The sequence below is a fragment of the Cumulibacter manganitolerans genome (assembly GCF_009602465.1).
Classification (GTDB): Bacteria; Actinomycetota; Actinomycetes; order Mycobacteriales; family Antricoccaceae; genus Cumulibacter; species Cumulibacter manganitolerans.
In genome coordinates this window covers 132,358-142,747 of sequence record NZ_WBKP01000003.1, presented here as the reverse complement: position 1 = coordinate 142,747, position 10,390 = coordinate 132,358, and the positions used below count along the sequence as shown (strand labels likewise).

The window sequence follows — 10,390 nt, the reverse complement described above, 5'->3', positions numbered from 1 at the left end:
GCGGGCTGCGTCGCGGCGACGGCCTCGGGCTGACCGGTCGCGTGGCCGCCGGCCTGCGCGAGCACCGCCTGGCGCTCGGCGTCCGTCAGCGAGGCGAGCTGCGTCTGCAGCCCGGGCAGCTTGGCCTCGATCTCGGCCTTCTTCGCGGCGAGGTCCTGCGCGGTCGCGGCCGCGGCCGAGGCCTTCTGCTGCGCGTCGGCCTGGGCGGCCGCTGCTGCGCTCTGCCCGCTCTGCAGCGCGTGCACCGCCTCGCCGTAGTGCTCGGAGATCTGGTCGAGGGTCGACAGCTTGTCGATGATCTCCTGCGGAGAGGAGCCCGCGATGAGCGTCTGCGCCTCGGCCAGGGTCGGGCCCTTGTACAGCGACGCGCCGGTCTGCGCGACCTTCTGCTGCTCGTCGCCGAGCGAGGTGGCTGCCTGGGCGGCGGCGGCCTGCGCGGCGGCGGCCTGGGCGGTCAGCTGATCGAGCGCGATCTTGGCGTCGTTGTACTGCTCGCTGATGACCTCGAGATCGTGCTGGGTCTGGACGATCTGCGCCTGCACGCCCGCCTTGTCCGCGGCCGGATCGGCGTTCGCGGCGACCGGGCTGAGCATCAATCCGAAGGCGCACGAGGTGGCGACTGCGGCTACGCCGACTGCTCGACGCGCGCGAGTGGTGGTGAAAGCCACGAGGGCCTGGCTCCTCTTCCTCACATCCGCCTACCGAGTTAGCTGACGGATTCGGGCGGGGAAGGTCGCCCTACGGAGCTGTGCCCCGATTCACCCCAGAACTCATGTGGGTCCCCGGCACGTCCACGACGTCTCGGCGGTGGCCGCCGGTGGGACGCGGGTGCTTCCCTGGATGCCCGGTTGGCCACGAACAGGTTACAGGCGTAACCAGTTCGAGACAATTGCGGCCGGGGCGTGTCGGCTCACCCCGCACGCCAGCCGCGGCGGTCGGCCTCCTCGGGGCTCAGCAGCGGCACGAGCCGCAGCGGCGGCACGAGCCCCTCGTCGGCGAGGACGCCGAGCGCGTCGGCCGAGGCGTCGTCCAGCTCGATGCCCATCGGATCGGCGTCCAGCAGCACGGACATCACACAGTTGCGGCAGGCATCCGGCGCCGCCTGGCAGGTGTTGCAGTCGATGATCATGACCGGGACGCTAACGGGGCGCGCCGACAGATTTCGAGATGCCGAATCCTGTCGGGCCCCTCCCCTACGGTGCTCGTCATGCCCGCCCCGCACCACCAGCTCTCGCTCGACGACATCGGCCAGTCCCTGCAGGCGACCACCTTCGTCGTGGTCGATCTGGAGACCACCGGCGGCTCGGCGAAGCACGACGCGATCACCGAGATCGGCGCGGTCAAGGTGCGCGGCGGCGAGGTGCTCGGCGAGTTCCGCACGCTGGTCGACCCACGCACGGCGATCGACCCCTACGTCCAGGTGCTGACCGGCATCACCGACTCCATGGTCTGCGGCGCTCCGACCATCGCCTCGGTCCTGCCCGCCTTCCTGGAGTTCGCGAGCCTGACTCCGGCCGACGTCCTCGTGGCGCACAACGCCCGCTTCGACGTCGGGTTCCTGAAGGCGGCCGCGCGAGACCTCGAGCTGGCGTGGCCCCGGCACCAGGTCCTCGACACGGTGCCGCTGGCGCGCCGGGTGCTGGGCGCCGACGAGGTGCCCAACTGCAGGCTCGAGACGCTCGCGATGCATCTCGGCGCCCGCACCCGGCCGGTCCACCGCGCGCTCGACGACGCTCGCGCCACCGTCGACGTGCTGCACGCGCTCCTCGAGCGGGTCGGCTCGACGGGCGTGCACACGCTGGACGAGCTGCTCGCTCTCACCCGCGAGACCACGCCTGCGCAGCGCAGCAAGCGCCGGCTCGCGGACGGGCTGCCGATCGGCCCCGGCGTCTACATCTTCCGCGATGCGCGCGGCGAGGCGTTGTACGTCGGCAAGAGCGCACACCTGCGGCGCCGGGTCCGCAGCTACTTCACCGCCAGCGAGCCGCGGGCCCGGATGCGGGAGATGGTGCGCCTGGCCGAGCGCGTCGACGCCGTCGAGTGCGCGCACGATCTCGAGGCCCAGGTGCGCGAGCTGCGGCTGATCGACGCGCTGCAACCGCGCTACAACAAGCGCTCCAAGCGCGGGCGGTCCGCGGTGTGGCTGCGGCTCACCGACGAGCGCTTTCCGCGGCTGAGCGTGGTCAACCGCTGGCGGCTCGACGGCTCGGCGCACATCGGGCCGTTCCCGTCCCGGCGGGTGGCCGACGACGCGCTCAGCGCGATCTACGAGTCGGTGCCGCTGCGCCGCTGCACCGACCGGATCACCGTCCACTCGGCGCCCAGCCCGTGCGCGCTGCGCGACCTGCAGCGGTGCGTAGCGCCGTGCACCGGTGAGGTAGCGCCCGCGGCGTACGCCGCCACGCTCCGTCCGCTGCTCGACGCGATCGAGCACGACCCGTCCGCGGTGGTGGGGCCGCTGCTGGGCCGCATCGACCGGCTGGCGCGCGCCAGCCGGTACGAGGACGCCGCGGTCACCCGCGACCGCGCGCGAGCCCTGGTCGCCGCGCTCATCCGCACCCAGCAGCTGACTCGCATCGCCGGGATCGACCGGATGGTGCTCGCGGCTCCGGGCGTCGCCGGCAGCTGGCACGTCGCGGTCGTCTGCCGGGGACGGCTCGTCGCGGCGGCGACCGCCGACCGGGCGAGCGCGGTGCTGCCGATGGTCAAGGGCCTGCGCGGCGTGCAGCAGCACACCGACGACGATCCCGCCACCGCGATCGGGCACGAGCACGAGGAGACGCGGGTGATCCTGCGCTGGATGCGCACCTCGGGGGCCCGCCTCGTGGAGCTCGACGGCGAGCTGTCCAGCCCGTCCCGCGGCGCCGACCGGTGGGCCTCCTGGCTGCAGGGCGCCGCACCGGGCGCGCCTGGCCCGAGCGCCCCGCCCGCTACCATCACAGGTGCCCGCACCGCCTACCGAGGAGACGCACCGTGATCACCGCGATCGTCATGATCACCGCCGCCACGAGCGAGATCCCCGAGACCGCCGCGCGGCTGGCCGCCATCGACGGCGTGAGCGAGGTGTACTCCGTCGCGGGCGGCGTCGACCTGATCGCCATCGTGCGGGTGCGGGAGTTCGAGGACATCGCGCGCGTCGTCTCCGGCGAGATCAACAAGGCCGAGGGCGTGATCGAGACCGATACGCACATCGCCTTCCAGGCGTTCTCGCAGCACGATCTGGAGTCGACCTTCAGCCTCGGCCTCGACTGAAGCTCGACCGAGCGCCCACCGGCAACGAGGGGCATCGCGGGTGGAAGCGGGCTTTGCCGGCCAGAACGGGGAAGTTTCCCCGCTTTCGCCGCGAAACCCCGCCCTCGCCGAAACCCGCTTTCGCCGCGAAGCCACGGTTGCGCCGCACCCGGCCTCGTTCGCCGGGTCGCGCGGCTACTTCTCGTTGCTGACCGCGATCCAGCGCGCCAGCCGGTCGGCCGCGGCACCCGAGTCGATCGACTCCGCCGCGCGGCGCAGCGCCTGCGCGAGCGCTTCGTCGAGCTCGGCGCCGGTGCCCGGGACGCCGTCGTGGGCGACGATCGCGGCGGCCGCGTTGAGCAGCACCGCGTGCCGTACCGGGCCGGGCTCGCCCGCGAGCAGGTCGCGCACCACGGCCGCGTTGTGCTGCGGGTCGCCGCCGCGCAGGTCCCCCGGACGTGCGGGGTCGATCCCGAGCCGGGCGGGGTCCAGGACGTGCTGCAGCACCTCACTCGCGTCGCGAGGCACCATCCACACGCGGGACGTCGTGGTGGTGGTGAGCTCGTCGAGCCCGTCGTCCCCGCGGAAGACCAGCGCCGACAGCCCCCGCATCCGCATCACGTCGGCGAGGATGGGCGCCATCCGGACGTCGGCGCAGCCGACGGCCATGGCGTCCGGCCGCGCCGGGTTCGACAGCGGTCCGAGGAAGTTGAAGACGGTGGGGATGCCGAGCTCCTTGCGCGCCGGACCGGCGTACCGCAGCCCGGAGTGGAAGTTCGGCGCGAAGAAGAACCCGATGCCGACCTCATCGATGCAGCGGGCGACCCCGTCGCCGTCCAGCCCGAGGTTCACCCCAAGGGCCTCGAGGACGTCCGCCGAGCCGCACTGCGAGCTCGCGGCGCGGCTGCCGTGCTTGGCGACCGTGACCCCGGCGCCGCACGCGACGAGCGCCGCCATGGTCGAGATGTTCACGGTGTGTGCCTGGTCGCCGCCGGTGCCCACGATGTCGACACAGCCGGCCGGCGCGCTCGCGTGGGCGGCGTTCTCGAGCATGACGTCGACCATGCCGGCGACGGCGTCGGCGCTCTCGCCCGCGGCGCGCATGGCGACGGCGAAACCGGCCGTCTGGGCGTTGGTCGCGCCGCCGGACATGATCTCGCGCATCACCCAGGCGGCCGCCTCCCGCGGCAGGTAGCCCTCACGCAGCAGCGCACCCAGGACGCCGGACCAGGTGTGCGACGGCCGGGTCATCGCAGGACGGGCACACCCGCGGTGCGGTTGCGCAGCTGCTGGGCGACGACCTCGCCCGCGGTGAGCGGGTCGACCGGGTAGAGCAGCGTGGCATCCGCCAGCGACCAGGTGGCCAGCCACCGGTCGGCCTCGCGGGCGATGACGACCAGCACGGCCGGGCAGTCGTCGAGCTCGTACTTCATCTGCCGCGACAGCCCCATGCCGCCGGTCGGCTGCGCCTCGCCGTCGAGGATCGCCAGGTCGACCCCGCCGCGGTCGACGTTCTCGATGACCTCGTCGTACGTCAGGCACTCGATCCACTCGATACGCCCCACGTCCTTGGCCGGACGCCGACCGATGGCGGTGCGGACCGTGCGGCGCCGCTCCTCCTTCGGGCTGTACAGCAGCACCGTGTGCACCTGGGCGCGCTCGTCGTCGGCGTGGGCGTCATTCGTCATGAAATCGGTTCTTTCCTTCAGCGAATCGGGCGGCGCCGGGCGGGCCCGGGCGGCTGCGCACCAGATTACCCGCCGGGCGCGGGCGGTTCCGGGGCGGCTTGGGCCTGCTCATGCAGCCGCAGCGCCTCCTCGCGATCGAGGCGCCGATCCTCGCGGGCGGCCTCGCGCTCGGACGCCCGCATCCATTGGTACAGGGCCGCGCCGACCATCAGCAGGCCGACCAGCTCGCCCGAGGCCCACAGCAGACCCCCGCCGACCCGCTGGTCGGAGAACGGGTCGCTCCAGGGCAGGTCCAGGGACTGGTAGTAGCCACCCGCGAGCAGCGAGCTGTACTGCATGATCGTCAGCCCGAGGAAGGCGTGGAAGGGCATGGTCGCGAACATGATGAGGATGCGGAACGGGTAGCCGACCCGTCCCGGGATCGGGTCGAGCCCCACCAGGGGCCAGAAGAAGATGCAGCCGGACACCAGGAAGTGCACGTGCAGCAGCTCGTGCAGCCAGACGTTCTCCACCGACGCCTCGTACCAACCGGTGAAGTACAGCAGCCACGGGCTCCCGATGAACAGCAGGAAACCGACGAGCGGATGCATGTAGAAACGAGCGACTCGCCAGTGCAGCACGGCGGTCAGCCGCCGACGGCCCCCCTTGGGCAGCGCCCGCAGCGCCAGGGTCACCGGCGCGCCCAGCGCCAGGAAGATCGGCGTGATCATCACCAGCACCATGTGCTGCACCATGTGCACGCTGAACAGGGTCTCGTCGTACGCGCCGACGCCGGACATCGTCACGAAGGACAAGGTGCCCAGTCCGCCGACCAGGAACGAGACGGTGCGCCCGACCGGCCAGTGCACCCCACCGCGGCGCAGCCGCTCCACACCGAGCAGATAGGCGGCCGCCACCAGCACCACCCCGGTGACCAGCAGCGGGTCCACCGACGACTGGGTGAACAGCGCGCCCACCGTGAACGGCGGGAGGTCGGCGGGGTCGACACCGATGGCGAACAACGTCTGCACGGCTTCTGAGCCTAGGCCGAAAAGAAAGTCCGCGAATCGCCCCACCCCGGTTCACACTGAGCGAACGCAAGGGGCCATAATTACGCGCGTGACGACTGCAACCCCCGCCTTCAAGTCAGAGCAGCTGCACTCGCTCTCCCGACCGAACATGGTCAGCGTCGGGACGATCGTGTGGCTCTCCAGCGAGCTGATGTTCTTCGCCGGGCTCTTCGCCATGTACTTCACGGCGAAGGCCATCCACGGCCAGGAGGCGTGGCCGCCGCCGCCGACGGAGCTGAACCACATCTATGCGCTGGTGTTCACGGTGATCCTGGTCGCCTCGTCGGTCACCTGCCAGTTCGGCGTGTTCGCCGCCGAGCGGGGTGACGCCTTCGGCCTGCGGCGCTGGTACTCCCTGTCCTTCCTGATGGGCCTGATCTTCGTCCTCGGCCAGGCCAACGAGTACGTCGTCCTGGTGACCGAGCACCACACGACGATCTCCTCGAGCATCTACGGCTCGGTGTTCTTCCTGACCACCGGATTCCACGGGCTGCACGTCATCGGCGGCCTGGTCGCATTCGTCTTCATCCTGATCCGCTCCACCATGGGCCGCTTCACGCCCGCGCAGGCGACCTCGGCCATCGTCGTGTCGTACTACTGGCACTTCGTCGACGTCGTCTGGATCGGCCTGTTCACGGTCATCTACATCATGACGTGGCAGTAGGCCGCCCGATGACCTCTCGCCCTCCCCGCCCCCACGACCACGACCACGACCGGAGACCAGGTGAACCGATCATGAGCGCCACCGTGAAGCCCTCCCAGGCTGCCGCGAAGGCCGCCGAGAAGCGCACCGCGCGCAAGGGCGTCGTACGCCGCGCCGGGGCCCTGGCCGGTGCCCTCGCCGTCGTCGGAACGATGTACTCGATGGCCACGCCGGGCGTGGCCGAGGAGCCGACGTCCGGCGCCTCCGACCAGATCAAGGCCGGCCAGGAGATCTACGACAAGTCGTGCATCACCTGCCACGGCGCCAACCTCGAAGGCGTCACCGACCGTGGGCCCGCCCTGGCCGGCGTCGGCTCGGCGGCCGTGTACTTCCAGGTCTCCACCGGCCGCATGCCGATGGCCCAGCAGGGCCCGCAGGCACCGCGCAAGCAGGTGTTCTTCGATCACGACCAGATCGCCGCGCTGTCGGCGTACGTCGGCCAGTACGGCGGCCCGGAGACCCCCAAGGTGACCGAGGAGGACCTCTCGAAGGCCAACCTCGCGGACGGTGGCGAGCTGTTCCGGCTGAACTGCGCCTCGTGCCACAGCTTCACCGCGCAGGGCGGCGCGCTGTCCTCGGGCAAGCACGCGCCGGCGCTGAAGAACGCCTCCCCGGCGCAGATCTACGCCGCGATGCTGACCGGTCCGCAGAACATGCCCGTCTTCGGGCCCAACCAGCTCAGCGATGAGGAGAAGAAGAACATCATCGCGTACGTCGAGATGCTCAAGAAGAACAACAACCCGGGCGGTGCCTCGATCGGGCGCACCGGTCCCGTTCCCGAGAGCCTCGTCATCTGGCTCGGCGCCATGAGCGTCCTTCTCGTCGGAACGATCTGGATTGCAGGTAAGTCATGAGCGGTTTCAACCAGCCGCCGGCCGACGAGCCGACGGTGCCTCCGGCCGACGAGCCGGCACACGACGACTCCCCCGCCGGCGTCGCCCGTGAGTACACGGCGTCCAAGCACACCGCGACGGTCAGCGACGAGCGGCTCTCGCAGATGACGACCGCCGAGCTCGTCGAGCTCGGCGGCGACCTGGACCACGTCCGGGTGATCTCGCAGGAGTACCCCTTCGAGGCCGGCTCACGCGGCGAGAAGCGCGCCGAGCGCCGGGTGGCGCTGTGCTTCACCCTCGCGGCCGTCCTCGGCCTGGCGTTCGTCGGGCTCTTCCTCTTCTGGCCGTGGAAGGTCAACGCCGAGGCGCCGACCGACACCAGCAACCTCGCGCTGTGGTACACCCCGCTGCTCGGCCTGACCCTCGGCGGGTCGCTGGCGCTGCTGGGTGCCGGCCTGGTGATCTGGGCGAAGAAGCTGATGCCGCACGAGGTCGCGATCCAGGAGCGTCACGAGGGCGCGTCGCCGGAGATCGAGCGCCGCGCGACCGCGGCGACCCTCATGGCCGGCGCGGAGTCGCTCGGCCTCGGCCGTCGCAAGATGATCCGCAACTCGCTGCTCGGCGCCGGTGGCGTTCTGGGCCTGGCCACCGTGTTCTCGCTCGGCGGCCTGATCAAGAACCCCTACAACGACCACGCCCTGTTCCACACCGCGTGGAAGAAGGGCACCCGCCTGCTGCGCGCCAACGGCACGCCGGTCCGTCCCGGCGACATGGAGCCCGGCTCGATGGAGACGGTCTACCCGTTCACCGAGAACATGGCGCACCAGTCCGACACCCCGACCATGCTCATCCGCATGCACCACGACCAGGCCGAGAAGTTCAAGGCCCGGCCGATGAACGTGGACAAGGACTGGGGCGGCTCGGCCCGCTGGAACGAGTACGTCGCGTACTCGAAGATCTGCACGCACCTCGGCTGCCCCGTCTCGCTGTACGAGCGGGAGACCGGCAAGATCCTCTGCCCGTGCCACCAGAGCCAGTTCCAGATCACCCAGGACGCCAAGCCGGTGTTCGGTCCGGCAACTCGTTCGCTGCCGGCTCTTCCGATTGATGTCGACGACGAGGGATACTTCGTCGCTAAGAGCGATTTCCGCGAGCCGGTCGGGCCGGCCTTCTGGGATCGCCGGTTTGGGGTGACCAAGAATGCCAAGTAACGCCACCGTCACGTCCCGCAAGCCGGCCAACAAGGCCGCGGCAATCGCGGGAGAGGTCGACGACCGGATGACCATGGCGGCGCCCACGCGCCGCATGCTCAACAAGGTCTTCCCCGACCACTGGTCGTTCATGCTGGGTGAGATCGCGATGTACGCGTTCATCATGCTGCTGCTGACCGGGACCTACCTGACGTTCTTCTTCGACGCCTCGATGAAGGAGGTCGTCTACAACGGCAGCTACGTGCCGCTGCAGGGCGTGCCGATGTCGGCGGCGTACGAGTCGTCGCTGCACATCGCCTTCGACGTCCGCGGCGGTCTGCTGATCCGCCAGATGCACCACTGGGCGGCGCTGCTGTTCATGTCGGCGATCCTCGTGCACATGTGCCGCGTGTTCTTCACCGGCGCGTTCCGCAAGCCGCGGGAGACCAACTGGCTGATCGGCGTCGTCCTGCTGTTCCTCGGCATGGCCGAGGGCTTCATGGGCTACTCGCTCCCCGACGACCTGCTCTCGGGCACGGGCCTGCGCATCGTCTCGGCGATCATCCTGTCGATCCCGTTCCTCGGCACGTTCATCCACTACGCGGTGTTCGGCGGCGAGTTCCCCGGCGAGCTGATCATCGGGCGGTTCTACATCCTGCACGTGCTGCTGCTGCCGGGCATCATCCTGGCGCTGATCGGCGTGCACGTGCTGCTGGTGTTCAAGCAGAAGCACACCCAGTGGCCCGGCCCGAAGGCGACCGAGCACAACGTGGTCGGGCATCGCTTCTACCCGATCTTCGCGGCCAAGGGTGCGTCCCTGTCGATGCTGGTGTTCGGCGTGATCACGCTGCTCGGCGGCCTCGTGCAGATCAACCCCTACTGGCTGTTCGGCCCCTACAACCCGTCGCAGGTCTCCGCCGGCTCCCAGCCGGACTGGTACATGTTCTGGTCGGACGGCCTGGCGCGGCTCTTCCCCGCCTGGGAGATCCGGGTCTTCAACATCACGATCCCGGAGATCTTCCTCGGCATCAACGTGCTCGCCCCGTTCATCATCGGGCTGATCCTCTACCCGATGATTGAGCGCAAGCTGACCGGCGACAACGCGCATCACAACCTGCTGCAGCGGCCGCGTGACGTGCCCGTGCGCACCGCGCTGGGTGCCATGTCGATCATGTTCTACCTGGTGCTGTCGGCGTCCGCCGGCAACGACATCATCGCCGAGAAGTTCGACATCTCGCTCAACGCGATGACCTGGATCGGCCGCATCGGCCTGCTGATCCTGCCGCCGATCGCCTACTGGGTGACGTACCGGATCTGCCTCGGCCTGCAGCAGCACGATCGCCAGGTGCTCGATCACGGCATCGAGACCGGCATCCTGGTGCGCTCGCCCGAGGGCCAGTACTTCGAGCGGCACCAGCCGCTGGGCCCGGTCGACGCGCACGGCCACTCGCATCTCGTCTACGGCGGTGCGGCCGTGCCGAAGAAGATGAACAAGGTGGGCGGCGCCGGCCGCGCCATCCGCGGGTTCTTCTTCCCGATCGAGACACCGCCGGTCCCCCCGACCCCGGAAGGGCTGGCCGAGCGCGGCATCGAGCACGACGAGGTCGGTGCCGGGCACCACTAGCGGCACCTGCACGACACCCGACCGACGCCCCAGGCCACACCGGCCTGGGGCGTCGGTCGTCGGCGGGTCAGG

At 70.3% G+C, this 10,390-nt stretch carries 11 protein-coding genes and 1 riboswitch; of the genes, 6 read left to right on the top strand and 5 right to left on the bottom strand.

The window, feature by feature from the left end; genetic code table 11:
- The coding region (locus F8A92_RS02145) for a coiled-coil domain-containing protein (protein WP_153502893.1) at positions 1-593 on the bottom strand (593 nt) is incomplete at its 3' end.
- 87 nt (positions 594-680) lie between these two features.
- Positions 681-817, bottom strand: a riboswitch (cyclic di-AMP (ydaO/yuaA leader).
- A gap of 93 nt (positions 818-910) precedes the next feature.
- Positions 911-1,129, bottom strand: coding sequence for a hypothetical protein (locus F8A92_RS02140; RefSeq protein ID WP_153502892.1), 219 nt, complete (start codon positions 1,127-1,129; stop codon positions 911-913).
- Positions 1,130-1,207: 78 nt separating this feature from the next.
- On the opposite strand from F8A92_RS02140, the gene F8A92_RS02135 reads away from it, so the two are divergent.
- Together F8A92_RS02135 and F8A92_RS02130 are read left to right on the top strand one after the other, a co-directional pair.
- Complete coding sequence (locus tag F8A92_RS02135; RefSeq protein ID WP_153502891.1) at positions 1,208-2,977, top strand: DEDD exonuclease domain-containing protein; 1,770 nt, start codon at positions 1,208-1,210, stop codon at positions 2,975-2,977.
- Positions 2,974-3,252 carry an Lrp/AsnC family transcriptional regulator gene (locus F8A92_RS02130; protein WP_153502890.1) on the top strand — a complete coding sequence of 93 codons (279 nt, stop codon included), beginning with the start codon at positions 2,974-2,976 and terminating at the stop codon, positions 3,250-3,252. Before F8A92_RS02135 ends, F8A92_RS02130 begins: the two co-directional genes overlap by 4 nt.
- A gap of 174 nt (positions 3,253-3,426) precedes the next feature.
- Here F8A92_RS02130 and trpD read toward each other — a convergent pair whose 3' ends face one another.
- The 3 genes from trpD to F8A92_RS02115 all read right to left on the bottom strand — a co-directional run bounded on the left by trpD (position 3,427) and on the right by F8A92_RS02115 (position 5,929).
- Complete coding sequence (gene trpD, locus F8A92_RS02125; RefSeq protein WP_153502889.1) at positions 3,427-4,482, bottom strand: anthranilate phosphoribosyltransferase; 1,056 nt, start codon at positions 4,480-4,482, stop codon at positions 3,427-3,429.
- The gene (locus tag F8A92_RS02120) at positions 4,479-4,919 is read right to left on the bottom strand and encodes a hypothetical protein (RefSeq protein WP_153502888.1); all 441 of its coding nucleotides are present in this window, start codon (positions 4,917-4,919) and stop codon (positions 4,479-4,481) included. Before F8A92_RS02120 ends, trpD begins: the two co-directional genes overlap by 4 nt.
- Positions 4,920-4,984: 65 nt before the next feature.
- A complete protein-coding gene (locus F8A92_RS02115; protein ID WP_228389124.1) occupies positions 4,985-5,929 on the bottom strand; it encodes a cytochrome c oxidase assembly protein in 945 nt (314 codons plus the stop codon).
- 88 nt (positions 5,930-6,017) lie between these two features.
- Here F8A92_RS02115 and ctaE point away from each other — a divergent pair, with 88 nt between their 5' ends.
- The 4 genes from ctaE (at position 6,018) to qcrB (ending at position 10,318) form a co-directional block, all read left to right on the top strand.
- Complete coding sequence (gene ctaE, locus F8A92_RS02110) at positions 6,018-6,632, top strand: aa3-type cytochrome oxidase subunit III (RefSeq protein WP_323368411.1); 615 nt, start codon at positions 6,018-6,020, stop codon at positions 6,630-6,632.
- Positions 6,633-6,703: 71 nt separating this feature from the next.
- Positions 6,704-7,525, top strand: coding sequence for a cytochrome bc1 complex diheme cytochrome c subunit (gene qcrC, locus F8A92_RS02105; protein ID WP_153502887.1), 822 nt, complete (start codon positions 6,704-6,706; stop codon positions 7,523-7,525).
- A complete protein-coding gene (gene qcrA / locus F8A92_RS02100; protein ID WP_228389123.1) occupies positions 7,522-8,715 on the top strand; it encodes a cytochrome bc1 complex Rieske iron-sulfur subunit in 1,194 nt (397 codons plus the stop codon). Before qcrC ends, qcrA begins: the two co-directional genes overlap by 4 nt.
- Complete coding sequence (gene qcrB / locus F8A92_RS02095; protein ID WP_153502886.1) at positions 8,705-10,318, top strand: cytochrome bc1 complex cytochrome b subunit; 1,614 nt, start codon at positions 8,705-8,707, stop codon at positions 10,316-10,318. Before qcrA ends, qcrB begins: the two co-directional genes overlap by 11 nt.
- Positions 10,319-10,390 lie beyond the last annotated feature (72 nt).

Bases quoted from the DNA above. Each gene is read 5' to 3' on its own strand.
- F8A92_RS02140 (WP_153502892.1), bottom strand. From the start codon at position 1,129: ATGATCATCGACTGCAACACCTGCCAGGCGGCGCCGGATGCCTGCCGC.
- F8A92_RS02135 (WP_153502891.1), top strand. From the start codon at position 1,208: ATGCCCGCCCCGCACCACCAGCTCTCGCTCGACGACATCGGCCAGTCC.
- trpD (WP_153502889.1), bottom strand. From the start codon at position 4,482: ATGACCCGGCCGTCGCACACCTGGTCCGGCGTCCTGGGTGCGCTGCTG.
- F8A92_RS02120 (WP_153502888.1), bottom strand. From the start codon at position 4,919: ATGACGAATGACGCCCACGCCGACGACGAGCGCGCCCAGGTGCACACG.
- qcrC (WP_153502887.1), top strand. From the start codon at position 6,704: ATGAGCGCCACCGTGAAGCCCTCCCAGGCTGCCGCGAAGGCCGCCGAG.
- qcrA (WP_228389123.1), top strand. From the start codon at position 7,522: ATGAGCGGTTTCAACCAGCCGCCGGCCGACGAGCCGACGGTGCCTCCG.
- qcrB (WP_153502886.1), top strand. From the start codon at position 8,705: ATGCCAAGTAACGCCACCGTCACGTCCCGCAAGCCGGCCAACAAGGCC.